Source organism: Arcicella sp. BE140, assembly GCF_031456255.1.
Classification (GTDB): Bacteria; Bacteroidota; Bacteroidia; order Cytophagales; family Spirosomataceae; genus Arcicella; species Arcicella aquatica.
In genome coordinates, this window is record NZ_JAVDUE010000009.1 from 62,076 (window position 1) to 80,921 (window position 18,846).

The window sequence follows — 18,846 nt, forward strand, 5'->3', positions numbered from 1 at the left end:
TGCTTATCTCTTTGTATACTAAATTCTTATTGGATACTTTTGCAAAGTATTCTTTTGGGGGGTTAGCTCAGTTGGCTAGAGCGCTACGCTGGCAGCGTAGAGGTCATGGGTTCGAATCCCATACTCTCCACTTAAAAGACCAATAACGCCATTGGAAGCCAATGGCGTTATTTTATGTCTAAATTTAATATCTTTAAGTCTTTTATTAGGACAAAGTTTTTTGAATAATCTGTAGATTATCATTTTGTGACAATTAAATATGTCTTAAATCGTTTCTTTAAAACATCATAGTTTAGCCCATCATTATTATATTGATAAGCTGTTATGGTTATCAATTACAACATTTTTCATTTTCGATGATATTGCATAATACGCAGTCATTAAGCCTAACCAAATTTTAAAAAGTTAACCTTAGTGTATTTCGACGTACAAATTTTTTATTTGTAGTAACCCTTTTTATAATTAGCAAAAGCATAATGGACAAACCAACAATCGAAATTTTAAAGAATAACAGGGACGCTATCATAAATATATGGGTAGCAAAGCAAAAAGAGGAAGAAGGATATTTTAATGTAGATAATCAGCTTAAAGATTCTAAAGAACTTGTAGACTCATTCCTGAGTGTATTGAATACTACCACACTTGAGAATAAAAATGCCATCGGGTTTGATAAGGTAAACGAAGTGCTTATGGGCATCTCTGTTTCTCGCGCTAAGCAAGGTTACACCTCTAGAGAAACGGGCTTTTACCTTTTTACCTTTAAAGAAGCTCTCTTAGAAGTACTCTACGACAATATTGCAGATGCTGCAACGCTTTACGCTGACAGCCTTAAAATTAGTAAGATTGTTGATAACATGAGTATGTTAACTTTTGAAAGCTTTATAAAAGGCCGTGAAGATATAATATCAAGACAAACTGATGAAATAACGGAGATTTCTACGCCTGTTATCAAGGTTTGGGACGGAATTGTTGCCCTACCAATTATCGGAACGCTTGATAGCGCAAGAACACAAGTTGTAATGGAAAGTCTTTTACAACAAATTGTAGAAACAGGCAGTACGATAGCTATTTTAGATATTTCTGGAGTTCCAGCAGTAGATACTCTTGTGGCACAACACCTTATAAAAACTGTTAGTGCTACACGTCTTTTAGGGGCGGAATGTATCATTAGTGGCATTAGACCTGAGATTGCCCAAATAGTAGTACACTTAGGAATAGACCTTTCTGGAATTATTACCAAATCAACCCTTGCCAGTGCGCTAAAAACAGCGTTCAATATGCTGCAAATTCAAGTTATCAAAAAGAAATAATTAGCTTAGTGTAAACATTATGGAGAGAATTCCTATTTTAAAAATGGGTGATTTTTTGCTAGTAACCATACAGGTAGACTTGTATGACCAATTGGCAGAAAATCTGGAGACAGACCTTGTGAATTCCGTTAAAAAATACGAATCAAAAGGCGTATTAATAGATATTTCTTCAGTTTCTATTATAGACTCCTTCATGGGGAGAATATTAGGAAATATCGGTATGATGTCTAAAATTATGGGAGCAGAATCAGTTATCGTGGGGATGCAGCCTGCGGTAGCTATTACTTTGGTTGAATTAGGATTAACCTTAACGGGGGTATCAACGGCACTTAATGTAGAAAAAGGAATGGACCTATTGCGTTCTAAGATAGAATTAAGTGACACCCAAAGCGATGATGATGATGACTACTACGACGATACAGAATAGAGAAGAATTTGTTGTTGTCCGAGAGCAGGATGTAATACCTTTTCGCAATAAGGTAAAAGATGCGGCAGTGAAGATTGGTATGGGCATTTTAAACCAAACTAAGCTGATAACTGCTGCAAGCGAACTTGCACGTAATCTCTTGAAATATGGTGGCGGTGGTATGGTAAGTATTGAATCTGTTAATAACGGTCGAGAAAATGGTATTCGTTTAGTCTTTAGCGACAAAGGCCCTGGTATAGCTGATATTGATTTGGCGATGCGAGATGGTTACAGCAGTGGTAAAAGTCTTGGGTTAGGCCTTCCAGGAACAAAAAGGCTAGTTAATGAATTTAATATACAATCCGCGATAGGGCAAGGGACAACGGTTACAATAATTAAATGGAAGAATGGATGATAATGCGTTTTACAGTTATAAGGTGGAGGATAAAAGCTATGTGTCATTTGTAAAACGTGAAATACATAACCTTTGCGTTGCTACAGGCTTTAGCCAGCAGAAAACGGGAGAAATCGATATAATCGTTTCTGAACTTTCTTCAAATCTTGTAAAGTTTGTAGGGGAAGGCGAATTTTTATATCGCACAAGTACTGATATTAAAGGGGATTTCTTTGAGCTTTACTGCTTAGACAAAGGGCGAGGCATCAGTAACCTTGTACAAATGATGAAGGATGGAGCCTCTACCTCACAAACGCTTGGTCAAGGCTTAGGTGCTATTGAACGTTTAAGCTCTGAATCATCGGTTTATACACTAAGAGACTGGGGTACTATTATCTATTGTAAAGTGTATAAAAATCCTCAAAGTACGTTTGTTAAGGAAGATAATATTAAGTTGGGTGGAGTGAAGGTAAATATGCCTGGCGAAACCAATTGTGGTGATGGATATTCTGTTAAACATGTAAATGACGGAGTTTTTTTCTTTTTAGGGGATGGGCTGGGTCATGGCAATCATGCCCTTGAAGCAGTAAGTACAGCGATTAATGCCTTTAAAGCTTGTCGTGAAAAAAGTCCTGTTGCTACCCTGCAATATATTCACCAAGAGGTGAAAAAAACCAGAGGACTGGTGGCTACAATTGCTCATCTTGATTTTAAGGCACAAAAATGGTTTCTATGTGGCGTTGGTAACATAGCCACGTCTATATATAATGGTTTAGAAGGAAAAAACTACACGCCTTATAACGGCATTGTAGGTCTTAATATTCCGCGTACCTTAACCGATTCTGTTGTTGAATTAAATAAATACCAAACCCTTATTATGCATTCTGATGGCTTGAGGGGGCGATGGAGCCTGAACAGTTTGCCAGGGATTTTAAAGCATCCTCCAGAAATTATAGCTGGAGCATTATATAAAGATCATGCTCGTGGCACAGATGATATGTCTGTATTAGTTGCCAAAGTAAATATATAAGATATGAAAGAGATTATTCGCATTAGCTTAGATAACGAAATGGACCTGATATTGGCTCACAAACGTAGTATAAAGCTAGCTGAATTGTGTAGCCTTTTGGCTTCCTCTCAAACACGTTTTGCTACTGCGGTATCGGAGATTGCCCGATGTGCCATTACTAGCGGACAGGAGTCATATCTTATTTTAGGAATAGACTCATTAAATGGAGGAAAAAAAGAAATTGTAGCGGTATTATATGACAAGGTAGATCTAGCAGGATGTAACCCAGAAGCTTTTTTTTATGCCAAAAAGGTATTGAAGGATGTTACTGCACATTGTGAAGATGATATTTATACCATTACGTTGAGGGCTAAAGTACCCTATTCTGGACTTTTGTCTGAAAAGTGGGTCAATTCTTTTGTAGACTATTTTAGACAAGAACCTCCTATATCACCTTATGATGAAATACGGAAAAAAAACATACAGTTAATTGAGTTGGCAGATAGGCTTAGCGAAAGCGAAAATGATTATAGACAGCTAACAGATACCTTGCCATTTATTGTTTTTTCCGTATCAAAATCAGAGAAAGTCTTTGTCGCCAATAAAAACGCTGAAAATATTTTAGGGAGTAACTTTAAAGAGTTTTCGGCCGCTACTATACATCAGATAATACACACTGAGGATACAGAACAGGTTATTAAAGCATGGAACAGTGCGAAGAAAAAGCAAACTGTACAAACTGTTCAAGCGCGTGTCATCTCTACAAAAGAACCAATATGGTACCAGATTTCACTAGTACCACATAATGATGAGAGTACAGCAGGATGGATTATCAGCATGGTAAATATTCATGCCCAAAAGCTTGTTGAAGAAACCCTGAAAGATAATAATGAATTAAAGGAAGCTAAGGAAAAACTGAGGCAATCTAATGACGAACTTCAGAAAAAAAATAAGGAACTAGAACAATTTGCCTATATCGCAAGTCATGATTTGCAAGAGCCACTCCGAAAAATTAGGAATTTTATTTCACTTGCCCAGCATAATCGTTCGGATATTGATAAGCAAAATCTGTACTATTCCAAAATCAATGCTTCAGCAGAGAGAATGTCTCAATTAATCATTGATGTTTTAAGTTATTCCAGACTTGCAGCAACATCCGAGACATTTGAATTTACTGACCTAAATTCGGTACTCTCCGATGTAATTAATGATTTTGAGTTTTTATTAAGTGAAAAAAAAGCAGTATTAACTGTTGAAGCTATGCCGTCGGTGCTTGGTAACCCTGTGCAATTGGGGCAACTCTTTTACAACTTAATCAGTAATTCACTGAAATTCTCAGAAGAAACACCAGTAATACATATATCACATGAAGTTATCAATGACAATGGAATAGCTTTGAATAAAATTGTCGTAAATGATAATGGAATCGGTATCGAGCCACATCATGTAGATAAACTTTTTACTATTTTCAAAAGGTTGCATCCACAAAGTGCATATCCAGGCACAGGTATTGGGCTCGCATTATGCAAAAAAATTGTTGAAAATCATGGTGGAAAAATTAAAATTGACAGTAATAGTAATGGTGGTACTGATGTAATTGTATACCTACCATACGCAGCAGCATAGAAAAGCATACTAGCATAACTCTTTAAACGAAGCCGTTGTATAATTTCTATGCAACGGTTTTTTATTAATTTTATTGTGCTACTCAAAAAAAATGCTCATTTTTGTTTTAATTGTTTAACAATTTTAATGAAAAGGATTTGTATTATTATTGCAATCAAGACAAGTGATTGAAAATCAGTAAAGTTTTATCGTAGTGTTTGTCTTTGATTAGAGTCAAAATATACTTTAATAGTAAGCATAGTCCACCTATTATGTTTGATTACAAATCATTCGCGCTATTATTAATATATGAATCTTAGAAAAATATATTGGCTAATGCAAATCTCAAGTTGGTTACTCATTGCCATGATGGCTTTGAAATACACCATTTTAGAGGAAGCTAGCTTTACCCTTTCATTTGAATATTTCATCTCGGTATTTGTGTATGGTCTTTTTACCACACACACTTACAAACTAATTGTTGATAAATACCAAGTAGATGAAGCTCCTGTACAAACTTTTCTATTGTTTCCTTTAATAGGCAATATCATTATAGGTTTCTTGTTTTTTATTTTAGATGTTCAGTTCACATCAGCTGATGTGATGAAAAATGAATATAAAAACTTTGGTGATTATTTTAGTTTATTCGTTGATGATATTTGGGTGACAACGCCTTGGTTTTTTTTCTTTCATATCCTTCGGTATGTAACAGTGAAACAAACCATGAGTGAGAAGATGATTTCGATGGAAAAAATGTTAATAAAATCGGAATTAGAGGCTTTGAAAACCCAACTACACCCTCATTTTTTTTTTAATGCTTTAAATAGCATCAAAGCGTTAATGGTGATAGACCATCAAGAAGCTCGAGAAGCAGTAGACCAACTTTCAGATTTATTACGTTTATCCCTTAATATTGGAAGCTCGCAATTGGTAAGGGTTGACGAGGAAATAAAGCTAACTAAAGCCTATTTATTTTTAGAAAAAATAAGGTTTGATAAAAGGCTGAAGTATCACTTAGAGGTGGATGATAAGTTAACCCATAAGATGATTATTCCTATTTCATTAAGTACACTTATCGAAAATGCTATCAAACATGGTATTGCAAAAAATAAAAATGGAGGAGAAATTACTATTCAAATTTATGAAGAAAACGATAGGTTACTGATAAAAGTAAGTAATACAGGAAGTTTTATAGCGAATGAAACCAAACGAACTGATGGTGGTATTGGACTGACCAATCTGAAAAAACGATTAGAGTTACAATATGGAGGTGAAGGCTCATTACATATTGAAGAGGTAAATGGAAATGTAGTTTCAACGATTTTAATTCCAATGTCAAAAACTAATTTGTCTTAACCGTACAATGAACTAAGGTTAAATATTTTATTTTCACTCAAGAAGCACTTAAATTGCATCATACTCAACAAATTTTACAACAAATATGAAAAAACTACTATTGTTACTATCATTTTGTAGCCTTTCGTTCTTTATTCAGGCACAGAAATTGACAGTTGCCCAATTGGATTCTATTTTCGTTCGTGAAAACTATGTCAAAACTCAGTACGAAATAGAAATGAGAGATGGTGTAAAGCTTTTTACAAATGTCTATACTCCCAAAGATGCTTCTTCAAATAATCAATATCCTATCTTATTAGCACGCACTTGTTATTCGGTGGCTCCATACGGAAAAAATGACTATCCATCAGTTTTGTCTTATTCAAAGTATCTGATGCGTGAAAAATTCATTTTCGTTAATCAAGATGTTCGTGGTCGCTGGATGTCTGAGGGGAACTGGACTAATATGACACCCCATATCCCTAACAAGAACACAAAGAAAGATATTGATGAAGCCTCAGACACTTATGACACAATAGACTGGCTCGTGAAAAACTTACCCGGTAATAATGGAAAGGTAGGGCAGTATGGTATTTCATATCCCGGTTTTTATACCATTGCTGGGGCTTTATGTGGGCATCCTGCCTTAAAAGCATCTTCTCCGCAAGCACCTGTATCTGATTTCTTTTTTGATGATTTCCATCACAATGGAGCATTCACGATAGGCTATGGTTTGACTTTCCCAGTTTTTGGTTTGCAACATCCTAAACCAACAGATAAATCTTGGTATGATGAGCAGTTTCCGAAGATAAAAACATTTGATGGTTTTGAATGGTACAAAACAATGTCTCCACTCAAAAATCTTGGAGAAAACTATACTAATAATTTCTTTTGGCAGGAACACGTAGAACACCCTAATTACGATGAATTCTGGCAGAAAAGAAGTATAGTGCCACATTTGAAAAATATCAAAAATCCTCCTGCTATCATGGTAGTAGGAGGTTGGTTTGATGCCGAGGATTTGTATGGACCATTAACAGTTTATAAAACCGTTGAGAAAAACAATCCCAATATTTACAATTCTATCGTGATGGGGCCATTCGGTCATGGCGATTGGGCTCGTGAACGTGGTCACCATTTTCACTCGAATGTTTATTTTGGAGACAGTATCTCAACATACTATCAGCGAAATATTGAACTTAAATTTTTCAAGCATTTTTTGAAAGATGCTGGCGATGGCAAAGCGGGGTTAGCCGAAGCAACACTATTTGATACAGGTAAAAAGGAGTGGAGAGAGTTTGCAGAATACCCTGTTAAGAACGCTCAAAAAATAGATTTTTACTTGAGCCCTAATGGTAAAATTACCACAGGTACGGAGGCTAAAGGATTTGCAGAGTTTATCTCTGACCCTTCAAAGCCTGTACCTTATACAGAAGACCCTAACCAAATTTTAGGATTTAGTCCAAGAAATTACATGAGCGAAGACCAACGTTTTGCAGGACGCAGAACGGATGTATTGACATTTGAAACAGATGTTTTAACGGAAGATATTACTTTAGGCGGTGAGATGATGGCTAATCTTAAAATTTCAACAACAGGTACGGATGCTGATTGGTTTGTAAAATTAGTAGACGTATATCCTGGAGACGAACCTAATAGCCCATATACGCCGAAACATATTACTTTGGGAGGTTATCAGCAAATGGTAAGAAGTGAAATCATGCGTTCACGTTTTAGGAATTCATTTAGCAAACCAGAACCTTTGGTAGCAAATAAAATCACTGATGTTAATTTCCGTTTGCAAGATGTATTACATACTTTCAAAAAAGGACATAAAATTATGATTCAGGTGCAGTCGACAGCCTTCCCTTTGTTTGATATTAATCCTCAGAAATATGTAGATAATATTTATAAAGCCAAAGAAAGCGATTTCCAAAAAGCTACACATCGCGTATATGGCAATAGTAAAATTTCGGTAGAGGTATTGAAATAGACTTTTAGAGACTGGAGACTTTAGGAGTAAAGACTTTTAAGAATAAAGAAAAAGCAAAGCGGTTGTTTCTTAGGAGGCAACCGCTTTTGTTTTATTATTTAATTTTAGAAATACCTTTAGCGTTCATAACAAGTAATTTTTTTTTATTATCAAGATAGTTTGTACCTGATAAAACAATATTGCTTTTGTACCTTTGTTATACACTTTATTTAATTTTACTCAAACCCATGTACCGAAAACTATACAGCTACCTATTTTTTTTCTTCTTATTATCCAGTTGCTCAACTCATAAAATATCAAAGCCTTCTTCTGCTTTAAAACCAACATTTAATGTTGTTGAAGATAGTCTGAATTTAGTTGATGTATCAAGAAAACGTTCAGTACCAGTGGCTTTGTATATTCCTAAATCTGATCAAAAAATCACACATCAAAAAGTCGTAATCTTTAGTCATGGTTATTACCAAAATAGAAGAGGGTCTAACAAAGCTTATTCGTATATTACTGAAAAGTTAGCTTCAGAAGGCTACTTTGTTGCTAGTATTCAGCATGAATTACCAACAGATGATTTAATTCCAAGCACTGGCATTCCACAACTTGTAAGAAGACCATTTTGGGAGAGAGGGGCTGAAAATATTCGTTTTGTAATTAATGAATTAAAAAAGACAAACCCAGATTTAGATTTTAAACATATCATACTTATTGGTCATTCAAATGGAGGAGATATGTCGATGCTGTTTGCACACAAATACCCAAATTTAGTAGAGAAAGTAATTTCATTAGATAATAGAAGAATGCCTTTCCCTAGGGCAAATCATCCAAAATTATATACGCTTCGTTCAAGCGACCAAGTGGCAGACGAAGGTGTTTTACCTACGCCCGAAGAGCAGGTGAAATATGGTGTCACAATCATCAATTTGAAAAATACCATCCATAATGATATGGACAATAATGCAAATACAGCACAACGAAAAGAAATCAATGATTATATTTTGAAGTTTTTAGAGTGATTATTTACAAATCTCTTCCACAAACAACTCATTAACAAAAGACCTCTGTATCATAAGCAGAGGTCTTTTTGTATATTTGCCAATAAGTCTTTGTTACTTCATCCACCAAACCTATCACAACAAACATGATTAATTATAACCCCAAAGAATGGTTTACATTCATTTTTAGAATTCATAAAAGCGATACTGTGCGTCAGCTAACACCTATGATGATTAGTTTGTCGATTTATGTAGCCTTGATTGCTTTTTTAGAAATAGAAGTTTTTAAATTGAGTGAAAATAGCCATATCAAAAATATTACTATTTTACATGGAATGCTAGGCTTTGTGATTTCCCTTTTACTAGTTTTCAGAACCAATACTGCTTATGAACGCTGGTGGGAAGGAAGGCGAATGTGGGGAAACTTAACGAATACTTCTAGAAATCTAGCCATGAAAATCAATGCTGTTTTGCCTCTGGATGATATTGCTAACAAAACATTCTTCAAAGAGCATATTGTGGAATATGCTTTTGCTTTGAAAAGACACCTCAGAGGGCATCAGAAAGATAGCGAAGTATTTACTTCTAAGATATCACTTCATCACGATTTACATAAACCCAATCATATTGCCAAATTGATGTTTGTACGTCTGAATGAACTTTATAACCAGAAAGTAATAAGTGGAACTCAACTTTTATTTTTAAACGAAGAGTTCCGAACGTTTACAGATATATGTGGTGCTTGCGAGCGTATCAAGAGTACGCCGATTCCGTTCTCATATTCAGTTTTTATCAAGAAATTTATCTTCTTTTATGTTATGTCGTTGCCTTTTGGCTATGTCTTTAGCTTGGGTTATATTGCGGTGCCAATCGTTGTTTTTGTGTTTTATGTATTGGCTAGTTTAGAATTGATTGCAGAAGAAATTGAAAATCCTTTTGGAGTAGATGATAACGATTTGCCGTTAACGACGATGTCTAAGAATATCCAGAAACATGTGGGTGAGATATTAAATTAACCTAGTAATCCCTAGCGAGGGACTTAAGTATTTCGCTAGGGATTACTATTAAACTATGCTCGCTTGATTAATAGCGCTATCTTTCAATTCCTCACAACGACCTTGTAAGCCACCTGTATGTACAGCAACAATATTAGCATTTTCAGAAAAGTATCCTTTCTGGATTAAATCATAAATGCCAAACATCATCTTGCCAGTATATACTTGTTCAAGCATGATATTTGGATTCCTTTCTTCAAAGCCTTTGATGAAACTAATCAATCCAGGAGTGGTTTTGGCATAGCCGTCAAAATGGTATTGTTCATTCAATTCAAACTCTTTTTCAAAAGGCAAAAGCTTTTCAATTTGTCCTTTCAATAAACCTTTGCCTTTTAGCGAAGCAAAGCCTATCGCTTTGGTATTTCCTCTTAATCCACTGATGATACCTGCAATCGTTCCACCTGTGCCTACTGCACTACAAATATAATCGGGGTTAAGTATGTCATAAATTTCATCAACCATCTCATTAACGCCTTTTATGGCCAAATCGTTAGTGCCTCCTTCTGGTAAAACATAAAACTTCTCTCCATACTGCCGTGTTAGTCTATTCCTAAAATTATAGTCGAGTCGGGTAACAAAAATTAATTCCATACCACAATCATGAGCAAACCTTAGCGTAGCATTTGAATCAGGCGTAAGTTCGTCTCCACGAATGATACCTACAGTTTTAAAACCAAACTCTTTACCAGCGGCGGCTGTAGCATAGATATGGTTTGAATAAGCCCCGCCAAAGGTTAATAGTTGATCAAATCCTTGTAATTTGGCCTCAATTAAATTAAATTTTAGTTTCCTCCACTTATTCCCCGTTACTTCTGGATGAATTAGATCATCTCTCTTTAAATAAAGTTTTACCTTAAATGAATCAAGTATAGGATCCTTTATTAACGTTAAAGGAGACGCGGGTAATTGAAACATGACGGTATTTGTTTAAATTTGGTTTTTAATGCCAAATATATGCAAGAAATAGAAGACGAAGAAGAAGAATTATATCAACACCACCGATTTGAGGTTGACAAAGGACAAAGTATATTAAGGATTGATAAGTACCTTATGTCCCGCTTACAGAATGCTTCTCGTAATAAAATTCAAGATGCTATCGAGACTGCTGCGGTAAGAGTAAACGATGCTGTAGTAAAAGCCAATTATAAAGTAAAGCCTTTAGATGTTATCACGGTTTTATTACCAGAACCACCTCGGAATACAGAGATTATCCCACAAAATATCCCTTTGGATATTGTTTATGAAGACGAGGAGTTATTAGTCGTAAACAAACCAGCAGGTATGGTTGTGCATCCTGCACATGGCAACTGGGAAGGTACTTTGGTGAATGCCTTAATTTACCATTTCCAAAATTTACCTACCCACCGTAATGGCGAAATACGTCCAGGCTTGGTACACCGTATTGATAAGGATACCTCTGGTTTATTGGTAATCGCCAAAACAGATACAGCAATGACGCATCTGGCAAAACAGTTTTACGACCATAGTATCGAACGTACCTATAATGCTTTGATATGGGGTGAGCCTAAAGCTGATGAAGGAACTATTACAGGACATGTAGGTAGAAGCTTGAAAGACCGCAAAGTAATGGCTGTTTTCTCGGATGGGTCAATGGGAAAAGACGCTACTACACATTATAAAGTATTGAAGAAATTAAGGTATGTATCAGTAGTTCAATGTAATTTAGAGACTGGAAGAACACACCAAATTCGAGTACATTTCAAGCATATTGGGCATCCATTGTTTAATGATGCTACCTATGGGGGAGACAGGGTATTGAGAGGAACAGTATTCTCTAAGTACGAACAGTTTGTAGCGAATTGTTTTAAAATGTGTCCTCGACAGGCATTACATGCAAAATCGCTAGGATTTATTCATCCGAAAACGGGTGAATTTTTACAATTTGACACAGAATTACCAGAAGAAATGCAACAAGTAATCCAGAAATGGGAGACTTATGTAACTAATGAATAAACAATTAATTTAACCAATTTCCAATGTCAGTCATTATCAGAAAAGGTATTCGTGAAGATGTACCCGTGATGTTCGAGCTAATCAAGGAGTTAGCACTATATGAAAAAGCCCCAGAGCAAGTAACAAATACCGTTGAGCAAATGTACCTTGATGGTTTTGGTGAAAACCCTATCTTTGGGTCTATTGTGGCGGAAGTTGAAGGCAGTGTAGTTGGTCTAGCTTTGTATTATTATCGATATTCTACTTGGAAGGGTAAAAGATTGTATTTGGAGGACTTAATCGTTTCTGAAAAAATGAGAGGGAAAGGTTTAGGCGAGCAATTATTAGAAGCCACCATTCAACAAGCTAAAGACGATTCCTGTACTGGTGTAATGTGGCAAGTGTTAGATTGGAACGAACCTGCTATTAATTTCTACAAGAAATTTGGAACAAAAATGGACGGCGAATGGATTAATGTTCATTTGGATTTTTAAAAAAGATGCAAGATTTAAGACACAAGACGCTAGATATAAAATATAATTTATCTAATTAGTTTTCCCAATATTTTGCCCATTCGCTTATTGTGTCTTGAGGTCTTTTATCTTACTTCTTGAAAATCTTTCCCTAAAGTCTAGGGTCTTAAATCTTGTGTCTTTTATCTCTAAAACAAGTGCAAAAAAACTTCAACATTTCGATAGATACTGGTGGAACTTTCACCGATTGTGTAGCATCTGATAATGATGGAAATCAATACCGCTATAAAATTCTTTCTAATAGTTCGCTGCGTGGTGAAATTATTGAACAAATCAATCTACAGACATTCAAAGTAAAGTCTTCTTGGTTTTTAAAAAGGGATATTTTAGCAGGCTATGCTTTTACATTGTTTAATCATAACTTTCAAGCTGAAGTAGTGAGTTTTGATATTGAAAGTAATACATTGATTATCAACCAACCGTTACCTGAATTATTGGGTAGTCAAGTATTAAGTTTTGCTTTAACAGCCTTTGAAGAAGCCCCTGTACTAGGAGCAAGGCTGATAACACAAACAGGCTTGAAAGAAGCATTCCCACCTATTCAAATTAGGATAGGTTCAACTAAAGGAACGAATGCTTTGTTGGAAATGAAAGGGGCTAAGACAGCTTTTTGGGTAACAAAAGGATTTAAAGATTTATTAGTGATTGGCAATCAATCTCGTCCAGATATTTTTGCGTTGAATATTGTTCGTCCCGAACCATTATATAGTGAGGTAGTTGAAGTAAATGAACAGATAGATAAAGATGGTAATGTCCTTGAATCCATTGATGTTTCGACTCTTGAAGAACAAGCTAAACGACTTAAAGATAAAGGCATCTTGGCAATTGCAGTCTGTTTGAAAAATGCTTACCGCAATAATATTCACGAAAAAAAAGTACAAGAAATACTCTTGAAATATTTTAAATATGTAAATATTTCTACAGAACTAAGCAAACAAATCAAGTTTTTGAACCGAGCAGAAACCACTGTTGTCAACGCTTATCTTTCACCGATTATCAATACTTATATCAATAATATCAGCGCTCAGATTCCTGATAAACATTTCAAGGTAATGACCAGTGCTGGGAGTTTGGTAAATGCACATCATTTTCATCCCAAAGATAGTTTACTATCTGGTCCTGCTGGTGGTGTAGTTGGCGCTGCTTATATTTCAAAAGTATCTGGGTTTGACAAGATTGTTACTTTTGACATGGGTGGAACAAGCACGGATGTAGCTCGCTATGATGGTAATTTCGATTATCAATTCTCACAAAAAATTGGTAATGGTCAAATATTCAGTCCATCGTTAGCCATTGAAACGGTTGCCGCTGGTGGAGGGTCAATTTGTGCTTTTGATGGTTTTAAATTAAGTGTAGGACCAGAGAGTGCAGGTTCTATGCCAGGACCAGCATGTTATGGAGCAGGAGGCGATTTGACAATTACGGACGTAAATTTACTGTTAGGTCGATTAGATATTCAACAATTTAGTATTCCCGTTTTCCCTAATAAAGCTGATGAAAAATTACAAGAATTATTGGCTAAAATTGCTGAAAAAACGGGTGTAGAGCCAGATAAAGAAGAAATTTTAGAAGGATTTAGAGCCATTGCCAATGAAAAAATGGCAGATACTGTTCGTAAAATATCCATTGCGAAAGGATACTCTATCCATGATTATGCCTTAGTAGCCTTTGGCGGTGCAGGTGGTTTACATGCTTGTGGTATTGCTAATTTATTGAATATTAATACTATCCTTTTACCGAAAGATGCAGGGTTGCTTTCTGCTTTTGGCATTGATAAAGCACAAGTAGAAAGGTTTTCGGAAAGGTCTGTTTTAGAGATTTTTAACGAAAAATTAAATAACAATCTGACTGAATTATTCAAACAAGCTGAGGACGAGGTAATTAGTACGTTGAGAAATGATGGTGTAGAAGCTTCAACAATTCGATTTAAAAGTCATTCCTTGTATTTACGATTCAAAGGTCAAGACTCGACGATAGAAATAGCGTGGCAAAATTTTGATGCTATTTTAGCTACGTTTAAAGCGAAATATACAGCCATCTTTGGACACTGGATTGATAATAGGTCTATAGAATTAGAAAGTATCAGGGTGAATGCTTATGAGTTTTCAGAGAAAGAATTATTGGAAGAAACAGCAATATTTGAAGAATATTTTCCGCAGGAAAATCATTCTGTCAAAGCATTTTTTAACAAACAATGGCAAAATGTACCTGTCTATTTTAGAAATCAATTAGATAACGGAGCCATTATTAAAGGCTTTGCTTTACTACTCGACCCTTTTAGCACGACAGTCATTGAACAAGGATGGACACTGAAAATTGACAGTCATGGAACGGCTATTATTCAAAAAGAAGCAGTAGCAGTTATTGACAATGAAATAGATAATCAAGAGACTCAACTAGAGTTGTTTACCAATCGTTTTATGACGATTGCCGAGAATATGGGCTTGTTACTTCAAAGAACGGCTCTCTCTGTCAACGTCAAAGAAAGGCTAGATTTCTCTTGTGCATTGCTTGATGCAGAAGGCGAACTAATCGCTAATGCACCCCATATCCCTGTGCATTTAGGAAGCTTGGGCGTATGCGTAAGAAGTGTACTAAAGTATATCAACATTGATAAAGGCGACGTAGTAGTGACGAACCATCCAAAATTTGGCGGGTCACATTTACCTGATATTACATTGATATCTTCTGTGTACTCTTTTGATAATCAATTGATTGGTTATGTAGTGAATCGCTGTCATCATTCCGAAGTGGGTGGGGTACGTCCTGCCTCTATGCCTCCTTATTCTAAAAATTTGGCAGAGGAGGGCGTTGTAATTCCACCGATGTATTTGGTGAAAAATGGAGCAATGCGTTGGGATGCTATCAAAGAATTGCTTTTATCAGGTGCATACCCTACACGAGCGATTGAAGAAAATTTAGCAGATTTAAATGCTGCTTTAGCTGCCAACCGAAACGGAGAAGAAGCTTTACAGGCTTTGGTTCAAGAACATAGTCTATCTAAAGTTCATTTTTATATGAACCGACTGAAAACGTATTCAGAAAGTAGGATGCGTGAAAAACTGCAACAATTCGGGCAAGGAGTCTATCAGGCAGAGGAATTTTTGGACAATCACGAACCTTTAAAAGTGCAGGTAAACATTCGTGAAAATAACTGTACAATTGATTTTACTGGAAGTGCTAAAACAGACATAGGTAACCTGAATGCCAACATTGCTATTGTAAATTCTGTAGTAATTTATGTATTAAGGTTGTTATTAAATGAAAAAATACCTTTGAACGATGGTATTTTGAAGGCAGTAGAATTAATCATTCCCGAAAAGTCAATCTTAAATCCTGATTATCCCGACAATCCTAAAGATTGTCCTGCCGTAGTAGGAGGGAATGTAGAGTTAAGTCAGAGGCTAACGGATACTTTACTCAAAGCTTTTGGCATTGTGGCTTGTTCACAAGGAACGATGAATAACTTTTTGTTCGGCAATAAAACCTTTGGATATTATGAAACCATCTGCGGAGGTAGTGGCGCAGGAGATGGTTTTGATGGTACCTCTGGTGTACATACGCACATGACTAATACGAGGATTACTGATGCTGAAATCATGGAACTACGCTACCCTGTTTATCTAAATCGTTTTGAAATTCGTGAGGGTTCAGCAGGAAAAGGGAAATATAACGGGGGTGATGGCATTATACGTGAAGTTACTTTTTTAGAAGATGTTGAAGTCTCTTTACTGCGTCAACACCTCAGAACTCAACCTTACGGATTAAATGGCGGAAATGCAGGTGCATCAGGTAAACATTTATTAACCAGAACCGATGGGACTGTTACGTCGGATAACGAGATTACAGCACACGCAGGTGATAAATTAACTATTTGGACCCCTGGTGGCGGAGGGTTTGGAATAGCATAATTAAATTATGACTTGAAATAACATGATTAGTAATTGGTATGTTGAAATTTATGTCAACCTATTTTAGGCAAGCACAGGCAAGCACAAATCACCAATTACTAATCACCAATCACTACATTACAATGATTTACGTTTAATAAAATACCCTTTATTTACAAACCTGCCTTTTTCTCGCGAGAGAATCATTTGAGCAGCCCTTTTTCCCATTAAAGCAAAATCGTTTGAAATAACGGATACCCCTTCTGCCAGAATTTCTTTGATGGGCGTATCATCATAAGACATCAGTCCAATGTCGCTACCAAGTTTCCACCCTTTTTTATTCGACCAATTGATGAATCGAACCAAATCATTTTCTCTGAAAACCAAATATGCATGGTCTTTTTGAAGGTGTTCTTCTTCTTCTAAATCAGAAATAATTTCATAAGAAATGTTGTTTTCGTGGCAGAATCGCTCAAAACCTTGAATAATACCTACAGGCGTATATTGAAAACTTTTGCTACTGAGCACCAATGAAAAGGTTTGATATTTTTTGATGAGCTCCTTAGCTTCATTCAAACCAACGTAAGTATTATTCTTAAAATCTTGATAGAGAATGGCATAATCTGTCCCAAAACTTGGCACATCAATATCCAGTATCAATAGTTTTTCTTTAGGTATTTTTTGAAGTACGTTCGTCACATCTTGATTAAAATGTGGCATTACGATATAAAAATTATATGACCCCAAATGATTGAGGATTGTATTTTCAAAAACCTTTAAGTTATGATGATGAAAGAAAATATTAATCGTTACGTTTTCTCCTAATTCTGCTACTAAGCTATCATACAAAATCTCCTTGTAAGGTGTAAGGGCATCAAAAAGCACAAAAATATTTAGCTGACTCCTCGTGTCAGTATTTGAAACATAAAATCCTTTGCCGTGGTGAGACGTAATAATTCCTTTTTCTCGAAGGTCATCATAAGCTTTGGCAACCGTCATTCTGGCCATTCCAAAATTCTGCGATACTTCGTTGATAGATGGTAGTTGTTGCCCTCTCACTAACGCTCCTTCTTCAATTCCGTTGATAATGTATTCAATTAACTGTTGAAATTTAGGCTTGCTAGAGTGGGCATCAATTTGAGTGCTGTTTTTCATTGAATCTATTTCTTTCTATTTGAGGTAATTAAGGCAAATTAATAATATTTTTTTGCTGTATTAATAAACTGTTGTCTTTTTCCTGTTTTAACTCAAATTATGGTCAAAAAATTTTGAATCGATAATTTTTTTTTTAAATTTGTAGTGGAATTGACTAGCATAGTATAGCATTGTTTTAATATAGATTTAATAATTAAAACTAGCTTCCTGATATAAATGTTTCATCACCAAGTTTAGTGATGATTGGATTACAAGTTTTGTTTATAAAAATGGTTAATGGTGTACAGTGTCTGTCGGAGACATAACTTTGTCTCCGCAGGCAATTGTCTTCAAAACAAAACTTGCTTAAAGATGCCTCCTATCTCTGAATATTTAACTTCTAAACTACTTGACTTCAAGTAGTTTTTTTTTGTATTTATAATCAATATTGTTTTTTTAATATAAAATTTCATTTTATGATGAATTATATATTAATATTAAAATAAAATCACTTTTTTTGATGTTAATTAATATGAATATTATAAATTGGCATCAATATCAGAAATACCAGTCCACATATTAAAAGAGTTTTGATATGAAGTTTTTAAAAATCCTTTTGTTATTGTTGCTAGTTAGCTTCAAATTCATTGCTTCGCCAATGAATCCCGAAGGTACTATGCACAATCACTTCATGAAAAGGTATATTTTAAAATCAGCTCATGACGACTCTAGAACACAATTATGTGATACTGAAATTAATGAAAGTGAAGAAAGTTCTGAACACACTAAAGAATTCGATTTATCAAAAATTGCCTTCACTTTTAGCGAGTTTTTTACGTTTAAACTATTTGTATTAAAGCAAACATACCTTACTTCTTGGATTTTTAAATCTAAAATCCATTCTTGCTTTCCGCTTTTTGCGCTTTATCTCAATTTCCGAATTTGATCTCTTTTTGCCAGAAGCATCATGCTGATGCCTTTCCGTTCGTTTACATCATCGCTTTGTAAATTCATCTGGCTTTTTTCATTACCATTTTCTTTAAAGTTTGTTCAACTTATTCGATTATTCCGATGATGTTGGAGCATACTTGTATTTAGACTTGATTTATAATCTTGATTGCTATAACCACTAATCAAAGATGTTGGAATTTGAGTTGCTTATATTTTGTGCTTAGAGTGTTACTTTCTGGCCAATAAAGAAATATGCTTATACGAGTTATTACAAGTTTTAATATAATCTTAA

At 35.2% G+C, this 18,846-nt stretch carries 15 protein-coding genes and 1 tRNA gene; 14 read left to right on the top strand and 2 right to left on the bottom strand.

All coding sequences use genetic code 11. The features are described from left to right. Positions 1-56: 56 nt before the first annotated feature. The 10 genes from J2Y60_RS13790 to J2Y60_RS13835 all read left to right on the top strand — a co-directional run bounded on the left by J2Y60_RS13790 (position 57) and on the right by J2Y60_RS13835 (position 10,054). Positions 57-130: transfer RNA gene (locus tag J2Y60_RS13790), tRNA-Ala, on the top strand. A gap of 346 nt (positions 131-476) precedes the next feature. After that, positions 477-1,310 carry an STAS domain-containing protein gene (locus J2Y60_RS13795; protein WP_309918683.1) on the top strand — a complete coding sequence of 278 codons (834 nt, stop codon included), beginning with the start codon at positions 477-479 and terminating at the stop codon, positions 1,308-1,310. Positions 1,311-1,329: 19 nt separating this feature from the next. Further along, positions 1,330-1,737: an STAS domain-containing protein gene (locus tag J2Y60_RS13800; RefSeq protein WP_309918685.1), complete on the top strand. Its 408-nt coding sequence runs from the start codon at positions 1,330-1,332 to the stop codon at positions 1,735-1,737. Then, positions 1,712-2,131, top strand: a complete 420-nt coding sequence (locus J2Y60_RS13805) for an anti-sigma regulatory factor (RefSeq protein WP_309919122.1) — start codon at positions 1,712-1,714, stop codon at positions 2,129-2,131. Before J2Y60_RS13800 ends, J2Y60_RS13805 begins: the two co-directional genes overlap by 26 nt. Then, positions 2,124-3,140, top strand: coding sequence for a SpoIIE family protein phosphatase (locus J2Y60_RS13810; RefSeq protein ID WP_309918688.1), 1,017 nt, complete (start codon positions 2,124-2,126; stop codon positions 3,138-3,140). Before J2Y60_RS13805 ends, J2Y60_RS13810 begins: the two co-directional genes overlap by 8 nt. A gap of 39 nt (positions 3,141-3,179) precedes the next feature. Further along, complete coding sequence (locus tag J2Y60_RS13815; protein WP_309918691.1) at positions 3,180-4,745, top strand: ATP-binding protein; 1,566 nt, start codon at positions 3,180-3,182, stop codon at positions 4,743-4,745. A 315-nt stretch (positions 4,746-5,060) separates the two neighbouring features. Then, entirely contained in the window at positions 5,061-6,080 is a 1,020-nt protein-coding gene (locus tag J2Y60_RS13820) for a histidine kinase (protein WP_309918694.1), read from the top strand. A gap of 85 nt (positions 6,081-6,165) precedes the next feature. Further along, positions 6,166-8,052: a CocE/NonD family hydrolase gene (locus J2Y60_RS13825; RefSeq protein ID WP_309918697.1), complete on the top strand. Its 1,887-nt coding sequence runs from the start codon at positions 6,166-6,168 to the stop codon at positions 8,050-8,052. Positions 8,053-8,279: 227 nt separating this feature from the next. Further along, positions 8,280-9,059 (top strand): alpha/beta hydrolase, encoded by a 780-nt coding sequence (locus tag J2Y60_RS13830; protein ID WP_309918700.1) that lies wholly within the window; start codon positions 8,280-8,282, stop codon positions 9,057-9,059. A 125-nt stretch (positions 9,060-9,184) separates the two neighbouring features. Continuing rightward, the gene (locus J2Y60_RS13835) at positions 9,185-10,054 is read left to right on the top strand and encodes a bestrophin family ion channel (protein ID WP_309918703.1); all 870 of its coding nucleotides are present in this window, start codon (positions 9,185-9,187) and stop codon (positions 10,052-10,054) included. A gap of 48 nt (positions 10,055-10,102) precedes the next feature. On the opposite strand, the gene J2Y60_RS13840 is transcribed toward J2Y60_RS13835, so the two are convergent. Then, positions 10,103-11,008, bottom strand: coding sequence for a pyridoxal-phosphate dependent enzyme (locus J2Y60_RS13840; RefSeq protein WP_309918706.1), 906 nt, complete (start codon positions 11,006-11,008; stop codon positions 10,103-10,105). Between the two features lie 39 nt (positions 11,009-11,047). Here J2Y60_RS13840 and J2Y60_RS13845 point away from each other — a divergent pair, with 39 nt between their 5' ends. The 3 genes from J2Y60_RS13845 to J2Y60_RS13855 all read left to right on the top strand — a co-directional run bounded on the left by J2Y60_RS13845 (position 11,048) and on the right by J2Y60_RS13855 (position 16,490). Further along, complete coding sequence (locus J2Y60_RS13845; RefSeq protein WP_309918709.1) at positions 11,048-12,067, top strand: RluA family pseudouridine synthase; 1,020 nt, start codon at positions 11,048-11,050, stop codon at positions 12,065-12,067. A 23-nt stretch (positions 12,068-12,090) separates the two neighbouring features. Next, positions 12,091-12,540: a GNAT family N-acetyltransferase gene (locus J2Y60_RS13850; RefSeq protein WP_309918713.1), complete on the top strand. Its 450-nt coding sequence runs from the start codon at positions 12,091-12,093 to the stop codon at positions 12,538-12,540. Between the two features lie 176 nt (positions 12,541-12,716). After that, positions 12,717-16,490: a hydantoinase B/oxoprolinase family protein gene (locus J2Y60_RS13855; protein ID WP_309918716.1), complete on the top strand. Its 3,774-nt coding sequence runs from the start codon at positions 12,717-12,719 to the stop codon at positions 16,488-16,490. A gap of 117 nt (positions 16,491-16,607) precedes the next feature. On the opposite strand, the gene J2Y60_RS13860 is transcribed toward J2Y60_RS13855, so the two are convergent. After that, positions 16,608-17,624 carry a GntR family transcriptional regulator gene (locus tag J2Y60_RS13860; protein ID WP_309918719.1) on the bottom strand — a complete coding sequence of 339 codons (1,017 nt, stop codon included), beginning with the start codon at positions 17,622-17,624 and terminating at the stop codon, positions 16,608-16,610. Between the two features lie 574 nt (positions 17,625-18,198). On the opposite strand from J2Y60_RS13860, the gene J2Y60_RS13865 reads away from it, so the two are divergent. Then, positions 18,199-18,549, top strand: coding sequence for a hypothetical protein (locus J2Y60_RS13865; RefSeq protein ID WP_309918721.1), 351 nt, complete (start codon positions 18,199-18,201; stop codon positions 18,547-18,549). Positions 18,550-18,846 lie beyond the last annotated feature (297 nt).

Excerpts from the sequence above, each read along its gene's own strand:
- J2Y60_RS13795 (WP_309918683.1), top strand. The coding sequence starts at position 477 with ATGGACAAACCAACAATCGAAATTTTAAAGAATAACAGGGACGCTATC.
- J2Y60_RS13800 (WP_309918685.1), top strand. The coding sequence starts at position 1,330 with ATGGAGAGAATTCCTATTTTAAAAATGGGTGATTTTTTGCTAGTAACC.
- J2Y60_RS13805 (WP_309919122.1), top strand. The coding sequence starts at position 1,712 with ATGACTACTACGACGATACAGAATAGAGAAGAATTTGTTGTTGTCCGA.
- J2Y60_RS13810 (WP_309918688.1), top strand. The coding sequence starts at position 2,124 with ATGGATGATAATGCGTTTTACAGTTATAAGGTGGAGGATAAAAGCTAT.
- J2Y60_RS13815 (WP_309918691.1), top strand. The coding sequence starts at position 3,180 with ATGGACCTGATATTGGCTCACAAACGTAGTATAAAGCTAGCTGAATTG.
- J2Y60_RS13820 (WP_309918694.1), top strand. The coding sequence starts at position 5,061 with ATGCAAATCTCAAGTTGGTTACTCATTGCCATGATGGCTTTGAAATAC.
- J2Y60_RS13825 (WP_309918697.1), top strand. The coding sequence starts at position 6,166 with ATGAAAAAACTACTATTGTTACTATCATTTTGTAGCCTTTCGTTCTTT.
- J2Y60_RS13830 (WP_309918700.1), top strand. The coding sequence starts at position 8,280 with ATGTACCGAAAACTATACAGCTACCTATTTTTTTTCTTCTTATTATCC.
- J2Y60_RS13835 (WP_309918703.1), top strand. The coding sequence starts at position 9,185 with ATGATTAATTATAACCCCAAAGAATGGTTTACATTCATTTTTAGAATT.
- J2Y60_RS13840 (WP_309918706.1), bottom strand. The coding sequence starts at position 11,008 with ATGTTTCAATTACCCGCGTCTCCTTTAACGTTAATAAAGGATCCTATA.
- J2Y60_RS13845 (WP_309918709.1), top strand. The coding sequence starts at position 11,048 with ATGCAAGAAATAGAAGACGAAGAAGAAGAATTATATCAACACCACCGA.
- J2Y60_RS13850 (WP_309918713.1), top strand. The coding sequence starts at position 12,091 with ATGTCAGTCATTATCAGAAAAGGTATTCGTGAAGATGTACCCGTGATG.
- J2Y60_RS13860 (WP_309918719.1), bottom strand. The coding sequence starts at position 17,624 with ATGAAAAACAGCACTCAAATTGATGCCCACTCTAGCAAGCCTAAATTT.
- J2Y60_RS13865 (WP_309918721.1), top strand. The coding sequence starts at position 18,199 with ATGAAGTTTTTAAAAATCCTTTTGTTATTGTTGCTAGTTAGCTTCAAA.